We start from the raw sequence: 22,798 nt of genomic DNA, 5'->3' as shown, positions 1-22,798 counted from the left end.
TCTAACTCTTTGTTTTACGGAATTCGGGATGGAAGGCTGCGGTGAAGTCGCCGGGCCCAACCGCCCACTTTCCTGGAACGCTCTAAAATGACGAAAGGCGGCGCTTTACAGCCTTGTATGGTAGCGCTACCATTTGTCTGTAAAATCAACGCTCTACCGAAATAGAGCTGTTTATTATACATAAACAACAGTCCCGCACTTGTTTATTATGTATAATATGATAGTTTTCTAAATTGCCAGAAAGGTGAGGGGAAGAGGAGGATCGGGGCGACGCGAGCCGTCCTGTGAGCATGTTCGGTTGGGCAGAGGCTGTCGACCGATAGCGCCAGATTCATAACAAGCAGAACTGCAATAGGGAGGAATACCGATGATCAAGTCACTCGTTGGCGGCGTCGTAGCCGCCACTGCATTCGCCATGCTCAGCTCGGCCGCCATGGCCGCCGGACCGGAAATCGTTCCCGGGCCCGCTGCGCAGCCGGACTGCTTTTCGCCATGGTCGGCGGACACCAAGTTCTTCAAGTTCCCGAAGAAGGAAGGCCCGTTCCGCATCGCGCTTGCCAACGGCTATATCGCCAACACCTGGCGCATCCAGATGATCCAGACGGCCAAGGCCTATGCGGCGCAGCCGGATGTCGCCAAGAAGCTCAAGGAATTCAAGGTCGTGTCGACCGGCGAGGACGTGCCGGCGCAGATCTCGGCGATCAACAACTTCATCGATTCCGGCTTTGACGCGATCGTCGTCAACGCCCAGAACCCGACCGCCTTCGGGCCGGTGATCAAGCGCGCCAAGGAAGCCGGCGTCGTGCTCGTCGCCTTCGACAACATCCTCGACACCAAGGACGCCATCAACGTCAATGTCGACCAGAAAGGCCTGGGCGAGCTCTGGGGCAAGTGGCTGGTTTCGCATGTGCCGAATGGCGGCAAGGTGCTCGAGGTGCGCGGCGTTGCCGGCACATCGGTCGATACCGACCGCCACAACGGCATCCACGAGGTGCTCGACGGGTCCGGCAAGAAATGGCAGGTCACCGAGGTCGTCGGCAAGTGGGATGACGGCGTGGCGCAGAAGGCCACGGCCGACGCGATCGCCACCAGTGGGCCTTTCGACGGCATCACCGGACAGGGCGGCGATACCGGCATCGTGCAGGCGATGATGGACGCCAAGCATCCGTTCGTGCCGTTCGGTGGCGAGACGGAGAACGGCTTCCGCAAATTCTGCGCGGCACATGCGGGCGATGGGCTGAAATGTTCTTCGGCCGGCACCGGCCCCGCTCAGGTTGCGGTCGCCATCAAGACGGCCATCGCTGCGCTCGAAGGCAATGTCGTGCCGCAGTCTGTCAAGCTGCCGCTGGCAATCGTGGAAGATCCGAACTTCAAGGCCGGCCAGGATTTCTTCCCCGACCAATCCGACAACTTCTTCGTCGGCAATTCCTTCCCGACCTGCGGCATCAATTTCACCGCGCAGGAAATCATGGGCCAGACCAAGGAAAACAAGTAGTCTGACCGGCCGGTGCCGCGGGAGTTCCCCACGGCACCGGCCACCTGATGCCAATCGCGAACTGGCCTGGGAGGGTTGATGGACGGCGCGGCTCCGCTCTTCCGCATGGAAGGCATATCCAAGCGTTATGGCGGCGTAAGGGCCCTGGAAAAGGCTGACCTGACAGTCACCGCCGGTAGCATCCACGCCATTCTCGGCGAGAACGGTGCCGGCAAGTCGACGCTGATCAAGATCATGGCGGGGGTCGTCGCGCCGGATGAAGGACGCATGACGCTGGGCGGCCGCGAGGTGAGTTTCGCCTCGCCAGCCGCGGCCAATCAGGCCGGCATCGTTTGCATCTTCCAGGAACTGTCGCTCATTCCCGAACTGAGCGTCGCCGACAACATCGTCATTTCAGATCCGCCGAAACGCTTCGGCATGATCGACCGCAAGGCGCAGCGGCGCATTGCGGAAGAAGCACTGGCGCGCGCGGGCGCTTCCGATATCCATCCGAGTGCCCTGGTCAAGGACCTGCCGCTGTCGCGCCGGCAAATGGTGGAAATCGCAAAGGCGCTGGCCAGGAAGCCGCGCATCCTGATCCTCGACGAAGCGACCTCGGCGCTGACGGCGGCCGCTGTCGCCAAGGTCTTCGAGGTGTTGAAGCGGCTGCGCTCGGAAGGGCTGGCGCTGCTCTACATCTCGCACCGCATGAACGAGATCGCGGAACTCGCCGACCATTGCACCGTGTTTCGCAACGGCCGCAATGTCGCCAGCTATCCCGCGGGCTCGAAGAGTGACAACGAGGTGGTCGAGTTGATGATCGGCCGCGAATACAGCCATATCTTCCCCCCGAAACCCGGTTCCGCCCCGACCGCCACGCCGGTGCTCGAGGCGCGCGACCTCTCCTGGGCCGACCGGCTGGACAATATCTCGCTGAGCGTCAGGGCAGGGGAAGTCGTGGGCTTGGGCGGCCTCGACGGGCAGGGCCAGCGCGAGTTGCTGCTTGCCTTTTTCGGCGTGCTGCGCGGCCTGCGCGGCGAAGTGCTGATCGACGGCAAGCCGGTTTCCATCTCCAGTCCGCGCGCCGCCAGCGACGACCGCGTCGGCATGGCGTTGATCCCCGAGGATCGCAAGACCGAGGGCCTGATGCTGCCTATGACGGTGCGCGAAAACCTGTCCTTCGCGGCTCTCGACCGGCTGGCGAAAAGCGGCATCATCGATCGCGCCGCGGAGCAGCGCCTGATCGACGATATGGTCGGATTGCTGGCGATCAAGACGGCGGGGCTGGACATTCCTGTCGGCGCGCTCTCTGGCGGCAACCAGCAGAAGGTCGTCATCGCCAAATGGCTGATGCGGCAACCGCGCATCATCCTGCTCAACGATCCGACGCGCGGCATCGATGTCGGCACCAAGCAGGAGCTCTACCAACTGATGCGCAAACTCGCGGATGCAGGCGCCGCGATCCTGTTCTATTCGACCGACTATGACGAACTGATCGGCTGTTGCGACCGGGTGCTCGTGCTCTATGACGGCAGCGTCAAGCGCGAACTGGTCGGCGCGGACATCACCGAGCACGCGCTGATCGCCAGCGCGCTGAACATCCACGGCGAGAACTCCCGCATCGAGCTAGGAGGCAAGGCGTGAAGGACTGGCGCTACTGGCTGGCCGAGCAGCGCGGAACGCTCTTGGCCTTCGGCATTTTCATCGTCATGTTCGCCATCTACAGCGCGAACCATCCGGCAGGCTTCACGGCCAATGTCGTGCAGACGGCCGCCAACAAGGGCGTGCTGCTTGCCTTCGTCGCCATGGCGCAGACATTGGTGGTGATCACCGCCGGCATCGATCTCTCGGTCGGCATGATCTTCACGCTGACCAACTGCATGGCTTCGTGGCTGGTGATCGGCACCGGACTGGAGACGGCGTTAGGTGTGTTGGCTGTGCTCGGCACCGGGCTGCTCTGCGGCGCGGTCAACGGCGTCATCGTCATCTACGGCAGGCTGCAGCCGATCGTTGCCACCATCGCCACGGGTGCTGTTTTTTTCGGTCTGGCGCTGCTTTTGCGCCCCGCTCCGGGCGGCTCGGTCAACGAGGACCTTGCCGATTTCCTGACGGGGCGTTTCTTCGGGGTTCTGCCGGCGAGCCTCGTGGCGCTGCTCGTCGTCGTGCTCGTCGTCTGGGTGCCGTTCAGCCGCTCCGAACTCGGGCGCGCCGCTTATGCGGCGGGCTCATCGGAGACGGCGGCTTACATGTCAGGCGTTCCGATCCGCAGGGGCAAGTTTCTGGCATACGCGCTTGCCGGCCTGCTTGCGGCCATCGGCGGCCTGTTCCTGACCTTCTTCACCTATACCGGCGAGGCGGCTTATGCGAGCGGGAACGCTTACACGCTGTTTTCCATCGCTGCCGTCGTGCTTGGCGGTGTGTCGCTGTTCGGCGGCAAGGGCAGCGCGATCGGCGCGATCTTCGGCGCGCTCGCCTTCCGCACCATCGGCGACCTCTTGTTCGTGTTCGACTTCGATCCGCTCTGGCAGCCGCTGTTCCAGGGCGTTATCCTGTTGATCGCGGTCAGCCTCGGCGCCTTCGCGCTGTTTCGGGTACGCAACCGGCTGGAGTGGTTCCCGTGAGCGAGACGACACTTGGCGGCATCGTGGGCGGCATCGCCGGCCGCATGCCCAAGTTTCTGCGACGTGCCGATCCGGCTGTGGTCACCGCCTTTGCCTGCGTCGTGCTGCTGCTTTTCCTCGGCAGCCTCTATTCGCGCAGCTTCCTTTCGCCGGAATATCTCCTGCAGCAGTTGAAGGTCGCGTCCTTCCTCGGCGTTATCGCCACCGGCATGATGCTGGTCATCCTGCTCGGTCAGATCGACCTCTCCGTGCCGTGGGCCGTGGCGGCAGGCGCCATGATGGCCTGCGCGGCCGCCGCCTATGGGCCGGCCGGGGTCGCTTTAGCCATCCCCTTCGGCGTCCTGTGCGGCGTAGGAATCGGCATCGTCAACGGCATCGGCGTCGCTTATCTGCGCATCCCCTCGATGATCATTACGCTTGCCACCAACGCCGTCGCGCAAGGGCTGATGGTGGTCTACACGGGCGGCTTCTCGCCACAGGATTCGGCGACGGTGGCGATGCGCTATCTGGCAACCGGGTTCACCATTCCGGGCGTTCCCAACGCCGTCATCATCTGGGCGCTGATCGGCGCGGCGATGGTATTCGCGCTGACCCGCACCAGCTTCGGCCGCGCCGTCTACGGCATCGGCAACCGCGAGCGCGCCGCCTACCTTTCCGGCATCGACACGCGCCGCATCGTGATGATCGCCTTCGCCGTCTCCGGCGGTCTGTCGGCCTTTGGTGGCGTGCTTTTGGCCGGCTATGCTTCGAAGGCGGCGCAGTCGATGGGCGATGCCTATCTCCTGCCGTCGATCGCTGCCGTCGTGCTGGGCGGCACGTCGATCCTTGGCGGGCGCGGCTCCTATCTCGGCACGGTGGCGGGCGTGATCCTGATCACGCTTCTGCAATCCATCCTCTCGGTCATGCAGATGCCGGAGGCGGGGCGACAAATCATCTATGGTGTCGTCATCGTTGCCATGCTTCTCCTCTACGGGCGCGCGCCGGCCAGCCGCTGACCGTGGGTGAGGTGAGCGCAAAACCGCAGATCCCGGAGCTTGGCATGAACGACCTTCGGACGGCGCCGGCCATCGTCGTGATGGGTGTTGCGGGGTGCGGCAAGACGGCCGTCGGCGAGGCGCTCGCCAAGGCCTTGGGCGCCGACTTCATCGAAGGAGACCGGCTGCATCCGCCGCAGAACGTGGCGCGTATGGCGCGTGGCGAGCCGCTGACGGACGCGCTGCGCGAGGGCTGGCTCGACGCCATAGGCGAGCATATCGCGACCTCCGTTGCCGGCGGGCGGAAAGCGGTGGCGGCATGCTCGGCGCTGAAGCGTGGCTACCGCGACCGGCTGAGCCGCTTCCGCCCCGGCATCGTCTTCCTCTATCTGAAGATCGATCGCGAAACGGCCTGGCGACGGGTTGCCGATCGCAAAGGCCATTTCATGCCCGCAAGCCTGGTCGACAGCCAGTTCGCCACGCTGGAAGAACCTGCCGCGGACGAACGCGCGGTGACGGTCGATGGAACGCGGAGTGTTGCCGGGATCCTGAAAGAGATCACCGGCTAGGTGCATCTCAACAGACTCTTGGAGCCGTTCGGAGGCCTCAGGCGCCATCGTTGCCGATCGAGGCTTCGGCCGGGCGCTCGGTGAGCCGACTGGCGCTCGACCAGGCCATCATCTGCTCCGGACAGAGCTTGAGCGTTTCCAGCATATGGTCGCGCTTCGACAGGATGTATCCCGCCTGGACAGTGAGGTTCTTCGCCGTTGTGTCCTTTGCCGGCGACGCGGGCGCTTGCAGGCCCGCGTTCAGTTCGCTGACGATCGCCCGATACTGGCGAAAGGGGAGCGTCTCGATGGTCGCCATATGAAACAGCGCCGCGCCGGCGCGCGCGGCAAAGTTGGCCGGCGCCGAGGCGAGGTGGGTCCAGCCATGTTCGCCCATGGCGGCTTCGGCGAAGGCGGAGCCGGCATAGACGGTGTTGGTCATCAGCACGACACCGTTCGCCTTCAGCACCTTCTGGATGCGCGTGGTGACCTGGTAGGCGTCGGTGCGCTCAAAGACGATCCGGCTTTTCAGGAAGCGGTTCTCGACCTTGACCAGCGGTGGGTTGATGACGCGAAAGCCGAACTTGCTCGGCGAGAAGCCATGGAACTGCGCGCTCACCTGATGGGCAGCGACGCCGGCTTCATAAAGCGCGCGCTTGCCCATGATCGTCTGCGCCGTAAACTGGTCGCACCATATGATGGCGCCGCGCCCGTTGCGCATGGCCTCTTGCAGAGCCTCGAGGCCTTCCAGCCGGATCGCCGGCGACCATCGCCAGCCGGCAACGAGATGCGCCGCAGGCATCAGCCGTCGGCGGTGAACGGCGGCTAGTTGTGCCTCGAACATGCTTCGCGTGTCGACGGCATCGCTGAGCACCGCCTTCACCGCGACGTCGTAGCGGGCGAACTCCTTACGAAAATGGCGCTTGCGCCTGAGCCCGGACACCCGGCCGCAGATAGGTCCCCACCAAGAGACCGGCAGCATCGCCGCGACGCCGAGATAGAAGCAGGACAGCAGGCTCTCGCGCAGGTCCCGATTGGAGAAACCACGCAATTTGCCGGGCCGGACGACCTTGCGGCTGAAGAAGCGAACGGACTCAGCGCGCTCCGGCACCGCTACGTCGGCGATGATCTCAGTGTGAAAGATGTCGCTGGACGATGGTTGCCGGCTGGCCTTGCGGGAATTGCCAAGCCAAGGCAGCCTCATGCGTCAGAGCCCTGTTTCATCCTCCAGCCGCTTTACTGCGTCCGCAGTAGACTGGCAACCGAGAGCGACAAGTCAGGGCAAGGCGGCTTCTCGTTTGGCGCAATTGCGGACGGAAGGCGACGGCGAAGTCGCCGAGCCCAAGCACACTTGTCCTGCTTTAGATCTGGTCCTGCTTTAAATCTGGGACGTGAGCTCTGCCGGGAAATCATCGTTGTCGGCGTCGCGCATGGCGGCGAGGCTGCGATTGTCGAGCACCTCGGCGATTGCCTGGCGCACTTCCAGCATCATGTGGCGGACCTGGCAGGTGGCCTCGTCGCAGTCCTCGCAGCGCTGGTACTGCGTGCGGCTGGCGCAAGGGATCGGCGCCAGCGGCCCATCAAGCACCCGCACGACATGGCCGATCTTGATCTCGGAAGCAGGCCGGGCGAGGCGATAACCGCCTTCCTTGCCCTTACGGCTCTGGACGAAACCGGCATTGCGCAGCTCGCCCAGGATCGCATCAAGGAATTTCTTCGGGATGTTGTTGGCGACCGCGATGTCGTTGACGAATGCAAGCTGGCCAGCCGGCAGGCTGGAAAGATGCACGAGGGCCTTGAGGCCGTATTTGCCTTTTTTGGTCAGCATGCCCGATTCAGTTCATCAAACCCCAATGCGCCTGCATCTGGCGGTTGTTTGTGTGCAAATCATGACAGTTCGACCGCCGAACGCCCCCTGGACCAACAATTTGCCGGTGCAACTTAGCCACAAACGCGTTGATTCTTCGTAACGTTTTTCACGTTGGGGCTGTGATTTCCCTTGCGAGCTCATGCAGCCCCGCTTGCATGAAGAAAGCCGGCAAAGCCGGCTTCCTTGCTCTTCCTGATTGTGGAGTCTTTTCAGCGGCTGCCATAGGCCTGATCGAGCAGCCCGCCGGCGGCGAAATGCTCTTCCTGCACCTTGTCCCAACCGCCGAACACCTCTTCTACCGTCAGCAGGCGGACGTCGGGAAAGTCGGCTTTGTGCCTGGCGGCGACCGTCGCGTCGCGAACCCGCAGGCCGTTCTCGGCGGCAATGTCCTGGCCGTCGGGCGTGTAGAGGAAATCGAGATAGGACTTGGCGAGATCGCGGCTGCCATGCTCGTCGGCGACCTTGTCGACGATCGCCACCGGGAACTCGGCCAGCAGGCTGACCGAGGGCGTGACCTGCTCGAATTTGTCGTCGCCATATTCCTTGCGGATGCCGCGCGTCTCGGACTCGAAGGTGATCAGCACGTCGCCGATTTCACGCTGGACGAAAGTGGTGGTGGCGGCGCGGCCGCCGGTGTCGAAGATCGGCACGTTGTTGAAGAGCTTGGTGATGAACTCCCTCACCTTAGCGTCGTCGCCCTTGAAGGCTTCCTCGGCGTAAGCGGTGGCGGCGAGATAGGTGTAGCGCGCATTGCCCGATGTCTTCGGGTTGGGGAAGATCACCTGGACATCGTCGCGCACCAGGTCATTCCAATCCTTGATGTGCTTGGGATTGCCGGCGCGCACCAGGAAGGACGGCAGCGAATAGAAGGGCGAGGCGTTGTTTGGAAAATCCTTCTGCCAGTCGGCTGTGACGAGACCCTTCTTGACCAGGAAGTCGACGTCGGTGACCTGGTTGAAGGTGACGACATCGGCGCCAAGACCTTCGGCGATGGCGCGCGCCTGCGCCGAGGTGCCGGCATGCGACTGATCGATGGTGATGCCGGGATGCCCTGTGGCGAAGGCCTTGTTGATGTCGACGAACAACTCGCGGCCGACGTCATAGGATGCATTCAAAAGCTTGTCGGCCGACCAGGCTTGGGAGGATGCGAGGACGAGACCGGCAAAAGCTGCGAAGCCGAGCAATAGACGCTTCATGAAAACAGGCTCCGACAAAATATGCTAACTAACTGATGATAACCGTGACCCTGATGCGCGGCGAGACATGCGCGCCAGCCCGACGGCGTAGCGGCGAGAAAAGACATCGCCGGGACAGTCAGTTGTTAGGATTTCGTTCCAGGAAGAGTCCCTGTTTGCGCCGATGTCAGAAGCAAAGGTTACATTTCAACGCATTGGCATATACATAAGGCATATACAGGGATGTCGCGATGACCCGGCGCCGCCATGCAACGACACCGCCAAAGGAGGCAAAGCTGTTCCGCAACAACCGCAGCCAGGCGGTGCGGATCCCCGTCGAGTTCGAGTTCCCCGGGGACAAGGTCCTGATTAACCGCGAAGGCGACCGCCTTGTCATCGAGCCGGTTCGTAAATCGGGTCTCACGGCGCTGCTCGCCCAATGGGCGAAGGAACCCCCGCTCGATACTGAAGATGACTTCCCCGAGATCAGCGATAGTCCCGTCAAATCCGAGGACATTTTCTGATGCGGTTCATGCTCGACACCAACATCATAAGCGACATGATCCGAAACCCGGCCGGCAAGGCCGCCGGCGCAGTGGCGCGCGAGGGGGATGCTGCCGTATGCACCAGCATCGTAGTGGCTTCGGAACTCCGGTATGGCAGTGCCAAGAAGGGATCGGCCAAGTTGATCAAGAAGGTCGAGGAACTGCTGGCTGAGATTCCCGTCCTACCGCTTGATGTGCCGGTGGCCGCCGAGTACGGCGCACTCCGTGCCGAACTGGAGGGCAGGGGCGAGTCCATCGGCCACAACGACCTCTTTATCGCTGCTCACGCCTGCGTGTCGGGCATCACGCTGGTTACGGCCAACACGGCCGAGTTCACCCGCATCAGGAAGTTGAAGGTCGAGAACTGGCTGGGGTAGCGCTCGACGCGCGACCACTCTAGCCGCTTCACACTTTCCTGGAACGCTCTATCAAGCCACCGGGAAAAGCTTCCAGCGCCGCGGCCTGAAAGCTACTCGGCTCTTCTGCGCCGCGGGATGGTCGACCGGCAGCTCGATCTCGACGCGCTGGCGCTCGCCGCCGACCTCGAGCTCGACCCTACGGGTGCCGGCAACGCGGCGGCTCGCGGCAACGGTGCCGGCGATACAGCCGCTGCAGCCGTCGAGCAGGTCGACATCGTGCGGGCGGAAGTGGAGAACTGCCTCGCCGGACGGCGCATGCGGAGCCTGCAGGCCGATCGGCCGGTCGGCGATCCAGACCTCGCCATTTTCGACCTTGACCGGCAGCGAGCTCGACTCGCCGATGAAGGAGTAGACGAAGGGCGAGTTCGGCGTGTCGTAGATATCGTCGGCGGTGCCGACCTGTTCGATGCGGCCCTGGCTCATGACCACGACGCGATCGGCGAGCTCCAGCGCCTCTTCCTGGTCATGCGTGACGAACACGGTTGTGTGGCCGGTGCGGTCATGGATCTCGCGCAGCCAGCGGCGCAGTTCGCGGCGAACCTGCGCGTCGAGCGCGCCGAACGGTTCGTCGAGCAAGAGCACCCTGGGCTCGATTGCCATGGCGCGGGCCAAGGCCACGCGCTGGCGCTGACCGCCGGAGAGCTGCGCCGGATAGCGCTTTTCCAGCCCCGACAGCTGGACGAGATCGAGCAGTTCCAGTGCCCGGCGGTGGATTTCGTGGGCCGACGGCCGCGCGGCGCCATGCCGGACCTTCAGGCCGAAGCCGATATTGTCGGCCACCGTCATGTGGCGGAACAGGGCGTAGTGCTGGAAGACAAAGCCGACATTGCGTTCCTGGATCGACTTTTGCGAAGCGTCCTCGTCGCCGAAGAAGATCGCGCCCCTGGTCGGCCGCTCCAGGCCGGCGATCAGGCGAAGCAGCGTCGTCTTGCCGGAGCCCGACGGCCCGAGCAGCGCGATGAGCTCGCCGGACCTGATGTCGAGCGACACGTCGTGGAGCGCCGGAAACCGCTCAAACTCCTTGCGCACGTTGACGACGCGAACTTCCATGCAAATTCCTCAGTTCGTTGATGCCGTCGTTGTCCCAAAACCGCCAGGTACTTTTGGGCGACAGCTGTTCTTCAGTGCCCGCGCGTCGCGGCAAGCTCGGCGCCGTAGCGCATCTCGAGAAGCGTTTTCAAGACCAGCGTCACCAGCGCCAGGCCGGCGAGCAGCGAAGCGACCGCAAAGGCGCCGACGGCGTTGTATTCATTGTAGAGGATCTCGACATGCAGCGGCATGGTGTTGGTGAGGCCGCGTATGTGACCGGACACCACCGAGACCGCACCGAACTCGCCCATGGCGCGCGCATTGCAGAGCAGCACGCCGTAGAGCAGCCCCCATTTGATGTTGGGCAGCGTCACATACCAGAAGGCCTGCCAGCCGCTGGCGCCAAGCGAGAGCGCTGCCTCCTCGTCGCCATTGCCCTGTTCCTGCATCAGCGGAATGAGCTCGCGCGCGACGAAGGGGAAGGTGACGAACACCGTTGCCAGAACGATGCCGGGCACTGCGAACAGGATCTGGATGCCATGCGCCTTCAGCCATGCGCCGAGCAAGCCCTGCGCGCCGAAGAGCAGCACATAGACCAGGCCGGAGATGACAGGCGAGACCGAAAAGGGCAGGTCGATGAGGGTCGTGAGGAACGCCTTGCCCCTGAACTCGAACTTGGCGATGGCCCATGCGGCGGAAAGGCCGAAGACGAGATTGAGCGGCACCGAGATCGCCGCCACCAAGAGCGTCAGGCGGATCGCCGAGCGCGTGTCGGCATCGCTTAGCGACGCCAGGTAAGCGCTGACGCCCTTGGCGAAGGCCTCCTTGAACACGATGATCAGCGGCAACAGCAGGAAGACGCCGAGAAAGACGAGCGTGACGATCGTCAGCGTGATGCGGACGGGACGGCTTTCGGTGACCGCGGCCGACCGGCTCTCGTGCAGCGGCTCATAGGATTTGATCTCGGGGTCAGCCATGGCGCTTGCGGCTCCATGTCTGCACCAGGTTGATGACGAGCAGCATCGCGAAGGACAGCGCCAGCATGATCGCGGCAATCGCGGTTGCGGCGGGATAGTTGTACTCCTCCAGCCGGATGACGATCAAAAGCGGCGCGATCTCGGATTTGTAGGGCAGATTGCCGGCGATGAAGATGACCGAGCCGTATTCGCCGACCCCGCGCGCGAAGGCGAGCGAGAAGCCGGTGATGATGGCGGGCGCCAGGCCGGGCAGGAGAACGCGGCTGATGATCTGGAAGCGGCTGGCGCCGAGCGTGGCGGCGGCTTCCTCGACCTCCTTGTCGATCTCTTCCATGATCGGCTGGACGGTGCGCACGACGAAGGGCAGGCCGATGAAAATCAGCGCCACGACGATGCCGAGCGGCGTGTAGGCGACCTTGAGGCCGAGCGCCATCAGCAATTTACCGATCCAGCCGTTCGGGGCATAAAGGGTGGTGAGCGCGATGCCGGCGACCGCGGTGGGCAGCGCGAAAGGCAGGTCGACCATGGCATCGACGACGCGGCGGCCGGGAAAACGGTAGCGGACCAGCACCCAGGCGACGAGTGAGCCGAACACGACGTTGACCACGGCGGCGATGAAGGCCGTGCCAAAGCTGATCTCGAGAGCCCTGAGCGTGCGCTGGTCGGTGGCTAAAGCCCAGAAATCGGTCCAGCCAAGTGCCGCCGAGCGCCAGATGAGCCCCGAGAGCGGGATGAGGATGATGAGCGTGAGGTAGGCAAGCGAGAAGCCGAGCGTCAATCCGAAACCCGGAATGACGCTCGGCTGTCTGAACCGCCACCCGGCTTTAGCGGGCGCTGTTGTCATGCTGTTCTGGATCGTCCCTTCTTAACTCAACCCGATTGCACTCGGCATTTCGAAGGCGCGGCCTTCACTGGGCCGGTTTGTAGATCTGATCGAATATGCCGCCGTCGCCGAAATGGTAAGGTTGCGCCTTCTTCCAGCCGCCGAATTGCGGGTCGTCGATGGTAACCAGCTTGATCTGCGGCAGCTTGGCGAGATCCTCGGCCGAAACCAGTTCGGGCTTGGCCGGACGATAATGGTTCTTGGCGATGATGGCCTGGCCTTCCTTCGAATAGAGATAGGAAAGATAGGCTTCAGCCACCTTGCGCGTGCCCCTGGCGTCGACATTGGCGTCGACGACGGCGACCGGCGGCTCGGCCAGGATCGAGGTCGGCGGGTAGACGATGTCGAAATTGTCGGCGCCGAATTCGTCGAGCGCCAGATAGGCGTCGTTCTCCCAGCCGATCAGGACGTCGCCCAGGCCCTTCTGCGCGAAGGTGACGGTCGAGCCGCGGGCGCCGCTGTCGAGCACCGGCGCGTTGGCATAGAGCTTGCCGACGAATTCCTTGGTCTTGGCCTCGTCATTACCGTCATGGGCGTTGGCATAGGCCCAAGCCGCGAGATAGTTCCAGCGCGCGCCGCCGGAGGTTTTCGGGTTCGGCGTGATCACCTGCACGCCGTCCTTGACCAGATCGCTCCAGTCGTGAATGCCCTTGGGATTGCCCTTGCGCACCAGGAAGATGATGGTCGAGGTGTAAGGCGCTGAATTGTTTTCGAATTTCTTGCGCCAGTCGGGATTGATCTTCTTCGACTTCGACACAATGGCATTGATGTCGCCTTCGAGCGCCAGCGTCACCACGTCGGCGTCGAGGCCGTCTATGACGGCACGGGCCTGGGCGCCCGATCCGCCATGCGATTGCTGGACGGTGACCGTCTCGCCGGTCTCGGCTTTCCAGTGCGCGGCGAAAGCCTCGTCATAGGCCTTATAGAGCTCACGTGTCGGGTCGTAGGACACGTTCAGGATGGTCGTGTCGGCAAAAGCGAAACCGAGCGTGCCGAACTGGACACATGTGGCGACCAGCGCGCCGAGCAGTTTCGTGAAATGAGGTTTGGTCATTTCCGCCTCCGTTGAACTGCCGCGAACTCTACCGAGTTTATAGAAATTGGATGCATTGAATGTTGCCCTTTTTCGCCTGCTTGAAGCAATTTTTCGCCGGATGGGGTCAATCCAGGAAATGATTTCCCCTGGTGGCGCCGACGGGCTCCGCGTCAGCCGGCCTAATTAGGAGCGGTCGGAGTCAGGACAAGCCCCGGGCGCGTTAATCGGCGGTGACCGGAAAATCGAAACGCTGTTTTGGAAAAGGCTCTTTGACCAGGGTGAAGTGCCACCATTCGCGCGCATAGTTGCGGAAGCCGGCGGCACGCATGGCGGCAAGCAGCAACTTGCGGTTCGCGGCCGCTTCGACCGGAAGAGGACGGTGCGCCGTCTCGCTCATCGGGTCGAAACAGTCGAAACCGGTGCCGAAATCAAGCATGGCGGCATCGGGCGCACCGCAGGTTGGATGCGTCACGCTTTTCCTGTCCACCTCGGCGATCGCAAGGTCGACGGTCGAACCGCGCGAATGGCTGGACAACGCTCCGATATAGCCCTTGGCGATGAGATCGCCGCGCTCGACCTTCGGATACCATTGCGGATCGGACGGGCCACCCTGGCTTGTCCATCTGCCCATGTCGGCAACCGCGCGTGCGGGCCGGTAGCAGTCGAAGACGACAAGCGTCAGGCCTTTGGCTGTCATTGCTTTCTGGACGCTCGACAACGCCTTCGCCGCCTGCGCGGTGAGGATGCAGACCGGCGCGTCGTAGCCATCGGCTCTACGGTGCAGGAAGTTCTCGATGCCGGCGTAGCGGATATCCTGGCGGATGGTCGGGTCGATATCGGCGAGCCTGACGAAGCCGGCGGGGAGGGGATCAGAGTGGGCTGAGGAGGGGATTGCGGGTAGGAGAGCTAGTAGCGTTGCGATGAACGCTACTAACGAAGGTCGGCGCGCGGCGCCCCCCTCTGCCCTGCCCGTCCTCCGCAGCAGCTGCGCTGCAGCTACGGAGGGTGGACCGGGCATCTCCCCCTCAAGGGGGGAGATTGGCGGCTTCGGCGCCGGCTCTCCCTTTCTGAAGTTGAAGATAGGCGGAGGCAGCGAAGCGAATAATCTCCCTCCTTGAGGGGGAGATGGCCGGCAGGCCAGAGGGGGGTGCCTCGCGCCTAACATAAAGGAAAGAAGCGCAATCCCCTGAATCGCTTGCCGCATTCTACTCAACGAAAACCTTCACGCTGGCAGCGCGCCCGGCCGCGTCGATCACCGTCAGCGTCGAATAGCCGGTGCCGTCGGGTTGCCAGGTTGCGGTGCGGCGGCGGTCGATGCCGGCGAGCGGCTTGCCGTTGACGAGCCAGCGGAACGGTGCCCGGCCACCCTGCATTTTCAGCACCAGCGGCGTGGCATCGGCCGAATTGGTGCCGAGATCGACGCGTGCGCCATTGGGCGGGAAGATGATGGTCGGCGCCGGCTCGGTGGCGGTGGCCTGCACCAGCCCGTCCGATCCGGCGCCGAAGCGGGCAAGCGTTACCGGCAATTCTTCGCGCTTGGGATTGAAGACGCCCGGCGGCCGGCTGGGCAGCGGCACGCTGGCAAGGCCGGAACGGACGAAGCCTTCGAACAGGATCGGCGCGGCCGAGACATAGCCCGACAGACCGGGGACAGGGCTGGCATCGGCGCGGCCGACCCATACACCCAGAACGTAGCGGCCATCGAAGCCGACGGACCAGGCATCGCGATAGCCGTAGGAGGTGCCGGTCTTGTAGGCAATGCCGCGCTGCATGGCGCCTTTCGGCGGTTTCACGCCGGACAGGATGTCGTCGATCTGCCAGGCCGCCTGGTCGTCAAGGATGGTGGCGGTGATGCGCTCGGCATCGGCCGGCTCGGTGCCGTCATGCAGCGTATGCATCTTGCCGCCATTGGCGAGCCCCGTATAAAGCTGCACCAGGTCGCGCAAAGTCACGCCGACGCCGCCAAGCCCGATTGCCAGGCCCGGCGCCTCGTTGACCGGCAGGATCGGGTTGACGGCGGCCTGGCGAAACCGCGCCGTCAGCCGTGCCGGACCGACCGCGTCGAGCACCCGGATCGCCGGCACATTGAGCGACAATTGCAGCGCCTGGCGGATGCTGACATCGCCCTGGTAGCCCATGTCGAAATTCTTCGGACGATAGCCGCCAAAATCGGCCGGGCTGTCCTCGATGATCATCTGCTGCGCCACCAGCCCCTGCTCGAAGGCAAGTCCGTAGATGAAGGGTTTCAGCGTCGAGCCGGGAGAGCGCACCACCTTGGTCATGTCGATCCAGCCGGAGCGGCTGGCGTCGAAGAAATTGGCGGAGCCGACTTCGCCGAGAATGTCGCCGGTGCGCGCATCGGCCATCACCATGGCGACGGAAAGCTTTGGGCCGAGCTTCCCGGCGGCATCACTTGCGACCTGCTCCAGTCCTTGCTGCACGCTTTTGCGGATGGTGAGCTGCAGCGGCTTGCCGGGCACAGCCTTGGGCAGCATGGCATAGGAGGCGTGCGCCGCCAGCGCCGGCAGTTTTATGCGCAGGCCGGAAACATCGTCGAGCGCGGCGCGCGCGGCTTCACGGTCGCCGAGCAGGCCGGCCGAGACCATGCGGTTGAGCACCCGGTCGCGCGCGGCATGGGCGATGTCGAGGTTGCGGTCGGGCCGGCGCTTTTCCGGCAATTGCGGCAACGCGACAAGGAGTGCGGCTTCCGAAACGGTGAGCCGTTTCGGCTCCTTGCCGAAATAGGCAAGCGAGGCGGCGCGAACCCCCTCAAGATTGCCGCCATAAGGCGCCAGCGTCAAATAGCGTTCGAGGATTTCGCGCTTGGACAGCCGCCGCTCTATCTGCATGGCGCGCAGCATCTGCTTGATCTTGGAGCCGAGACTGCGGCTGTCGCGCGGCTCGATCAGCCGGGCAAGCTGCATCGACAAGGTCGAGCCGCCCGAGACGATATGGCCGCTGGTGACGAGCTGGCCGGCCGCGCGGCAAAGCGCCAGGACGTCGACACCCCGGTGATCCCAGAAGCGCTTGTCCTCATAGGCGACCAGCATGTCGATGAATTGCCTGTCGACCTGATCGAGGCGGGTTTCGAGCCGCCAGTAACCGTCCGGCGTGGCGAAGGCGCGCAGAAGCTGGCCATCACGGTCCTGGACTTCGGTGGAGACGGTCAGCTTTGCCGGTAGTGGCGGCGGGAAGGCGCGGTCGAGTTCCCAGAGGGTAGCGAGAGAAAGCAACGCCAAGCCGGCCAGAGAAATCCCGGCGATGGCCGTTCGACGCAGGAATTTCCCGGAGAACATGGTGCCGCCCCTCATTGCCCTGCCGGGCATTTCTGCCCGTATAGTGACGGGGAGAAAGGGGTCCGCGCCGAAGATTTCGCTACTCTCCAGCGCTGCGGAACGGGTGCCGGGAATCGCGACAGTCTCCTTCTCCCCGCCACTATGCGGGGAGAAGGAGCCGGCAGGCGGATGAGGGGCAGCGCCATCGTCCTGTCCATATTTCCTCAGCGCCTTATTCCGCCTTCACCTCCATCACGCCGGTGGCGGTGCGGGCCGAGTATTGCGGCCGGTACATGTCCTCGACCGTTGCCGCCGGATGGGCGTAGGTGCCCGGCGTCACGGCGCGCACGACATAGGCCAGCGTGATGTTGCGGTTGCGGTCGCCTTCATTCGGGTTGAAGGCGGCGACGAAGCGGTCGTCGCGGAACTCCAGATGCGCGGCGTCGGTCTGCGCCAGCCAGGAGAAGTTCGACAATTGCGCGCTTGAAACCAGGCTCGGATTGTCGATCTCGAAGCCGGCCGGCAACAGGTCGGTGATCAAGAGCCGCGACGGCCATTTGTTCTGCTCATAGATCTTGAGCACGACCACGTAGCGCTCGTTCTGCTTGGCCTCGGTGACGTTGGCCTCAGTGCCGTCGAGCTTGTAGTAGGTGCGCTGAATGGTGAAGCCGTCGCCGCCGGCCGGCAGCGGCTCGACCGGTACGGCCACCGCGGTCACCACGGCCTGCAGCGGCGTCGTGCCGGTGTTGGCGATGGTAAGCGGGCTGTCGATAAGGTCGCTGCCGGCGACCTGGTCGGAGTAGCCGCCCGAATGCGGCGTGCCGTTGACGGAAAGCCTGATTGAATCATTGCCTTCCCGCAGCGCCCGCGCGGCAAGCAGCATCCAGGATTCATCCTGCGTGCTTGTCCAGCGGACATCGGCGCGTGCCACTCCCACCAGCTTGATCAACTGCGGCATGATGCTGGGCGCCGGCTTCGATTCCGCCGCCAGCGCCAGCATCGCCGCGCCATCACGCAGCCGCGAGCCGTAGTCCGAGCGGTAGTAGTCATAGTCGGATTCCGACTGCGCCAGCCGCAGCGCCGTCTGGAAGGTTGCTTCCGAACGCTGCGTGTCGCCATAGAGCGCGAGGCTTGCAGCCAATTGCGCGACCGCCATCGGGCTGGAGAAGGCTTCGAGTTGCGTGTCGGCATAGTAGCGCAGATCGCCGATCGAGGCTTTCTTGTTGCGGGCGAGCACATAGAGCGCATAGGCGATCTCGCTGCCGCGATCCTGGACGTCCTGGTCGTAGCCAAGCGAGTTCTGCAGGTTGTTCAGCGCCTGGTTCATGGCAAGCGCGGGCACATCGTATTTCTGCTCGCGCGCCCGGGTCAGGAACTCGGTGACATAGGCATCGAGCCACAGATCGCCGGAGCCCGGACCCCAAAGGCCGAAGCTGCCGCTTGCCGCCTGGTAGGACAGGACCTTGTAGATAGCGTCCTGGATGCGGCCATGCAGATCCGGATCGCTTTCCATGCCGATGCTTTTGGCCATGTCGTTGACGTAGAGAAGCGGCATGGCGCGGCTGGTGGTCTGCTCGGCGCAGCCATAGGGGTAGCGGTCGAGCGACATCAGCAGCGACGGCACGTCGAGGGCCGATGACTGCGAAACGCCGACGCTGACGGAAGCGCCGTCGAGCACGCTTGCGGCTAGTAGCTCCTTGTTGACACGCAATGAGCCGCCATTGGGCTTCAGGTCGACAACCATGCGGTTGGTGATTGGAAGCTGTGCCGGACGCACCGGAAGATAGAGCGTCTGCTCGACCTCGGTGCCGTCGGCATGCGCGAGCTTGACGGTGACCGAGGCGTCGCCGGCGGTCTTGGCGACCAGCGGGAAGGTGAGCGACTGCCGCTTGCCCTGGGCGAGCGGCAGCTTCCCGGGCAACGGCTTGTCGCCTGTCGAAAGATCGCCGGTCGTGGTGACCGAGAGCGCATAATCGCCGGCCGGGCCATCGGTGTCGGCGATGTCGAGGCGCATGGTCGCGGCATCGCCCGGCGCCAGGAAGCGCGGCAGGCCGGCGGTGATCACCACCGGATCGCGCACGATGACGTCGGTCTGAGCATGGCCGACCGCATCCTTGGTCCAGGCGACCGCCATGACGCGCACGGTGCCGTTGAACTGCGGGATGTCGAAGTCGACCCGCGCCTTGCCGTTGGCATCGAGTTCGACCGGGCCGGAGAAGAAAGCGACCAGCTTTTCGGTCGGCGGGCTGCCTTGCGCCTGCATGTTGGCGCCGTCGCCGCCGGTCCGCAATTTGCCGGTGGTGCCGAGCGAACCGTCGATCAGGCGGCCGTAGAGATCGCGGATATCCAGCCCCAGCATGCGCTGGCCAAAGAACCAGTCCTCCGGATCGGGCGCCTTGTAGTTGGTGAGGTTGAGGATGCCGACATCGACGGCCGCCACCATCACATAGGCGTTGCTGCCGGCCTGGGCGCCGTCGACGGCGATCGGGATCGACAGCTGCTGGTGCGGCAAGGTTTTTTCCGGTGGCGTCAACGTGACCGCCAGTTTCCTGGAGCCCGGATCGACCGAAAGCCATTTGACGCCGATGGCGCGGGCCGGCATGCGCGATTCCTGCGCGTCGCCGGGGCGGAACAACGTCGCCGTGACATAGGCGCCGGCGCCCCAGTCCTCGCCGACGGGGATATCGACGGTGCTGCCGCCGGCCGGCACCGAGGCGGTGACGGTCTTCAGCAGCTTTTCGGCGCCGATGGTGACCAGAAGTTCGCCGGCAAAATGCGGCGAGACCTTCAGCTTGGCGACTTCGCCGGCGGCATAGCTATCCTTGTCGAGCGCGATTTCCAGGCCATCGGGCGTCTCGGTGGTGGTCGAGGCGACGTACCAGCCGGCGTCGAATTCATAGCTGGACGCCGGACCATCCGGATCGGCGGTCTCGACCTCGAGCCGGTAACGACCCCAGTCGACGGGTAGCGACACCGTCGCCTCGCCGTCGGCCTTCAGGTCGACCGCGCCGTTGGCGACGGCCTTGGTGAGGTTCACCGCCTCGTAGTTCCAGGAATTGTTGGAATGGTACCATTGATAATTGCGCTCGACTTTGACCAGCGACCACTGGGCGCCCTTCAGGTCTTCGCGCTTGCCATTCGGATCGACGGCGATGATGGTGAACTTGGCGGTTCCGCCTTGCGGCACCTCATCGCCCTCGAAATCCGGGCGAACGCCGATGACATCGCGCTGCGGGCGAACGCCGATATCGAGCGAGCGCTCGACGGCGCGGCCGCCGGCTTCGCGCATGCGCACTGTGACCTTGGCATTGACCAGCTTGGTGGTCGACGGCAACTGGTCGATCGTGACCGGGAAGGTCGCCTTGCCGTCGTCGCCGACCACGGGAAGGTTGGTGAAAGGCGTCACGGTCGGCTCGCTCGACTGTTCGTCGGCCAGACCGAAGCTGAAATCCTTGAAGCTGTCCCAGCTGTTTGTGGTCGAGAGCGTCGTCTCGCCTTCGAGAGCGAGGCCCGCGGCCGGCGCGCCGTAGAGGAAGCGGCCGTCGATGGTGGCGTTGGCGGTCTCGCCCTGAGAGACCTCCTTCTTGTCGGCGGTCAGATCGAATTCGATGCGATCCGGCACAAAATCTTCGACCAGGAACATCTGGCCGGCGACAGCCGCCTGCTTGGGATCGGTGTAGATCGACACCGTCCAGGTGCCGCGCATGGCATTGGCCTCGAGCGGCAGGTCGACGGCATGGCCGCCGGCGGACTCACCATTGCTGACGATGCGGCGGTTCTCGACGCCGTCGGGACGCGTGAAGATGAAGGTCAGCGGCAGGTTCTCGACCGCCTTGGCGGCGCCGTCGCGGGCAAGGGCGGCGACATGCACGTCCTCACCGGCGCGGTAGATGCCGCGCTCCGTCCAGGCATAGACGTCGAGCGCGCCCGGCGAGGCACGTCCCTCAACGCCACGATCCGACAGATCGAAGCCGGCCTTGCCCATGTCGAGGAAGACGAAGTCGTTGTCGCCCTGCTTGGCCATCAGCACGGCCGGCACCATGCCGTTTTCGCCGCGCGTCAGGCCCGGATTAAAGACGGCGTGGCCTTCGGCGTCGGTGGTCGCCGTGCCCAGAATTTCGTTGTTCTTGGCAAGCAGCGTCAAATCGGTGCCGGAAATCGGCTTGGCCGAGCCCAGCGAACGGGCAAAGACGTTGAGACCATCCTGGCCGGTGTAGGTGAAAAGGCCGATGTCGGAGACGACGAACCATTGCGTGGCGCGCGAACCATAGTCGTCGCCCTTGTCGTCGACCGGCTGCGCGGTCAGCACGTAAACGCCGGGCTTGCGCTGTGGGATCGCCTCATCGACCGGAAATGAAGTGGTCACTTCCTTGTTGAGATCATTGGCAATTTCGAGCGTGCCGGACCAGACGGGCGAGCCCATCTGGTCCGAGATGGTGGAAATGTCATAGCCGTCGAGCTGATGCAGGAACTGATAGCCGGACAGAAGCTGCGCCAGCGAACGATCGCCGACGCGGTAGAGCGTCATCTTGGCGGCGTTCATGTTGACGGTGACGACCGGAATGCCGCGGCGGGCGCCAGCCGGCAGCACGAAGCTGTCGCCGGTGAAGCGGGTGGACGGGGCGCGATCCTGGACGTAGATCGACAGCACGACGGGCGCGGCGATCGTCTCGCCGATCGCGGCCGGCAGGCCGGTGCGGAAGGTCACGTCATAGTGCTGGCCGTGTTCCAGGCCCTCGACGCAGATCTGCTTGTCCTTGGCCTCGACAGCCTTGGGCGCGGCGTTGTCGACGGTCACGAACCGCGAATAGTCGACGCCGGTCTTGACCAGTTCCTCGGAAAACTGGGCGCAAATGCGTGGCGAAGAGGAATCGGCATCGACGGTATGCTCGATGATGCGGAAACCTTTGCGCGCCTTGAGGTCGGCGTAGTCGGCCTGGACGGCCGGCGAGTTTACCAGCGCCAGGCTCGCTTCATAGGCCTGCAGCGACGGGCGGAACAGGTCGCGCTTGTCGAGACCGGCACCAAGCAGCGCCAGCGCCTCGGCGCGGGTCTTTGCGGTGCGCACCAGCCTATAGGCGTTGAAGGCCGCTGATGTGACGTTTGTGGGGAAAGTCGAGGGCTCGGTGGTGTTTGACGCCGGCTGTACGGCAAGCGTCTCGCGCGCCAGCGCCAGCCACAGCGCGCCGTCGTCGGGCAGCACCGACACCGCGGCCTGGTATTTCTGCATGGCAAGGCGATGGTCGCCGGTCAGTGCCGCCTGCTCGGCGGCGGCCTGCAGGGCGGAAAGCCCTTCCGCCGGCTTGTCATAGGCCGGATCCGTCAGCTTGTTGCGGAACTGCTGGGCCTGGTCGGCCATCCAGTTCGGGAAGAAGGCCAGCGCCGGCGGGGCGCCGATATCGGGGTCGCCATCGACATTGGCGACCTTGCCGGCGACGGCGCCGGTGAAGGATTTCAGCTGGTTATAGTCGGATTTGAGAAAACACCACTTCGCCTTGGTGTTGTAGGTGAAGGCACGGCAGGCAGGGTCGCCGAGACAGGTGGTCTTGCACTGGTCGAGGCTGACATTCTGCTCAGACCGAAGATCGAAACCGAAATAATCGGAATTGTCGATCGTCACGATTCGCCGGGCTTCGGCCGCAAATGCCGTGCCGCTGAAGATGAAAAAGATAAGGAGAAGGAAAGAGAGACCACGAGCCGCGCGCATTGCCACATCACCCTCCAGACATTGCCAGCGTCCAGGCATGATCAAGCTTCGCTCAGGCTTGTCAACGCCGGAACGCTGCAGGTTTATCACCCGCAAACGGTTTCCATGCCGGCCAAAGGCCGGTATTTCGACAGAACCTCTGTGAGAAGGATCACACTTTCTTGCGAAAATGCAAAAGGTGTGAATTCCAAGCCCGGTCTATTTCAGACAATTGGATTGTGGCCCCTTTACGAACGTTTCGGAACTTCATTCCAATTTTAGTTTT

17 protein-coding genes are annotated in these 22,798 nt (G+C 63.7%); 7 read left to right on the top strand and 10 right to left on the bottom strand.

All coding sequences use genetic code 11. The features are described 5' to 3' along the window. Positions 1–367 precede the first annotated feature (367 nt). The 5 genes from RFM68_RS03200 (at position 368) to RFM68_RS03180 (ending at position 5,638) form a co-directional block, all read left to right on the top strand. Positions 368–1,495, top strand: coding sequence for a sugar ABC transporter substrate-binding protein (locus RFM68_RS03200; protein WP_320231207.1), 1,128 nt, complete (start codon positions 368–370; stop codon positions 1,493–1,495). 78 nt (positions 1,496–1,573) lie between these two features. Then, positions 1,574–3,118 carry a sugar ABC transporter ATP-binding protein gene (locus RFM68_RS03195; protein WP_320231206.1) on the top strand — a complete coding sequence of 515 codons (1,545 nt, stop codon included), beginning with the start codon at positions 1,574–1,576 and terminating at the stop codon, positions 3,116–3,118. Next, positions 3,115–4,095, top strand: coding sequence for an ABC transporter permease (locus RFM68_RS03190; RefSeq protein WP_320231205.1), 981 nt, complete (start codon positions 3,115–3,117; stop codon positions 4,093–4,095). The genes RFM68_RS03195 and RFM68_RS03190 overlap by 4 nt, the downstream gene beginning before the upstream one ends. A 44-nt stretch (positions 4,096–4,139) precedes the next feature. Then, positions 4,140–5,090, top strand: coding sequence for an ABC transporter permease (locus RFM68_RS03185; RefSeq protein ID WP_430694816.1), 951 nt, complete (start codon positions 4,140–4,142; stop codon positions 5,088–5,090). A 44-nt stretch (positions 5,091–5,134) separates the two neighbouring features. Continuing rightward, positions 5,135–5,638: a gluconokinase gene (locus RFM68_RS03180; protein ID WP_320231203.1), complete on the top strand. Its 504-nt coding sequence runs from the start codon at positions 5,135–5,137 to the stop codon at positions 5,636–5,638. A 37-nt stretch (positions 5,639–5,675) separates the two neighbouring features. Here the strand turns inward: RFM68_RS03180 and RFM68_RS03175 are convergent, their stop codons facing one another. From RFM68_RS03175 to RFM68_RS03165, 3 genes are all read right to left on the bottom strand, one after another. Next, positions 5,676–6,821, bottom strand: a complete 1,146-nt coding sequence (locus RFM68_RS03175; RefSeq protein WP_320231202.1) for a hypothetical protein — start codon at positions 6,819–6,821, stop codon at positions 5,676–5,678. 174 nt (positions 6,822–6,995) lie between these two features. Continuing rightward, a complete protein-coding gene (locus RFM68_RS03170; RefSeq protein ID WP_027167615.1) occupies positions 6,996–7,445 on the bottom strand; it encodes an RrF2 family transcriptional regulator in 450 nt (149 codons plus the stop codon). Between the two features lie 251 nt (positions 7,446–7,696). Continuing rightward, entirely contained in the window at positions 7,697–8,683 is a 987-nt protein-coding gene (locus RFM68_RS03165) for a sulfate ABC transporter substrate-binding protein (protein WP_320231201.1), read from the bottom strand. Between the two features lie 230 nt (positions 8,684–8,913). On the opposite strand from RFM68_RS03165, the gene RFM68_RS03160 reads away from it, so the two are divergent. Together RFM68_RS03160 and RFM68_RS03155 are read left to right on the top strand one after the other, a co-directional pair. Beyond that, positions 8,914–9,186: an antitoxin gene (locus RFM68_RS03160; protein ID WP_320231200.1), complete on the top strand. Its 273-nt coding sequence runs from the start codon at positions 8,914–8,916 to the stop codon at positions 9,184–9,186. Then, entirely contained in the window at positions 9,186–9,584 is a 399-nt protein-coding gene (locus RFM68_RS03155; RefSeq protein WP_320231199.1) for a type II toxin-antitoxin system VapC family toxin, read from the top strand. The genes RFM68_RS03160 and RFM68_RS03155 overlap by 1 nt, the downstream gene beginning before the upstream one ends. 51 nt (positions 9,585–9,635) lie before the next feature. Here the strand turns inward: RFM68_RS03155 and RFM68_RS03150 are convergent, their stop codons facing one another. From RFM68_RS03150 to RFM68_RS03120, 7 genes are all read right to left on the bottom strand, one after another. Continuing rightward, positions 9,636–10,676, bottom strand: coding sequence for a sulfate/molybdate ABC transporter ATP-binding protein (locus RFM68_RS03150; RefSeq protein WP_320231198.1), 1,041 nt, complete (start codon positions 10,674–10,676; stop codon positions 9,636–9,638). A gap of 71 nt (positions 10,677–10,747) precedes the next feature. Then, on the bottom strand, positions 10,748–11,632 hold the full coding sequence (gene cysW / locus RFM68_RS03145; protein WP_320231197.1) for a sulfate ABC transporter permease subunit CysW: 885 nt from the start codon (positions 11,630–11,632) through the stop codon (positions 10,748–10,750). Next, positions 11,625–12,476, bottom strand: a complete 852-nt coding sequence (cysT, locus tag RFM68_RS03140; protein ID WP_320231196.1) for a sulfate ABC transporter permease subunit CysT — start codon at positions 12,474–12,476, stop codon at positions 11,625–11,627. The genes cysW and cysT overlap by 8 nt, the downstream gene beginning before the upstream one ends. Before the next feature lie 64 nt (positions 12,477–12,540). Next, positions 12,541–13,569: a sulfate ABC transporter substrate-binding protein gene (locus RFM68_RS03135; RefSeq protein ID WP_320231195.1), complete on the bottom strand. Its 1,029-nt coding sequence runs from the start codon at positions 13,567–13,569 to the stop codon at positions 12,541–12,543. A gap of 202 nt (positions 13,570–13,771) precedes the next feature. Next, a complete protein-coding gene (locus tag RFM68_RS03130; protein WP_320231194.1) occupies positions 13,772–14,569 on the bottom strand; it encodes a M15 family metallopeptidase in 798 nt (265 codons plus the stop codon). A 187-nt stretch (positions 14,570–14,756) separates the two neighbouring features. Continuing rightward, positions 14,757–16,847, bottom strand: a complete 2,091-nt coding sequence (pbpC, locus tag RFM68_RS03125) for a penicillin-binding protein 1C (protein WP_320231193.1) — start codon at positions 16,845–16,847, stop codon at positions 14,757–14,759. Between the two features lie 211 nt (positions 16,848–17,058). Continuing rightward, positions 17,059–22,539 (bottom strand): alpha-2-macroglobulin family protein, encoded by a 5,481-nt coding sequence (locus RFM68_RS03120; protein WP_320231192.1) that lies wholly within the window; start codon positions 22,537–22,539, stop codon positions 17,059–17,061. Positions 22,540–22,798: the final 259 nt, after the last annotated feature.

This window comes from Mesorhizobium montanum (genome assembly GCF_033977145.1).
GTDB lineage: Bacteria > Pseudomonadota > Alphaproteobacteria > Rhizobiales > Rhizobiaceae > Mesorhizobium > Mesorhizobium montanum.
Note: the sequence above shows the minus strand (reverse complement) of the source record. Positions and strands in the feature narration are given on the sequence as shown.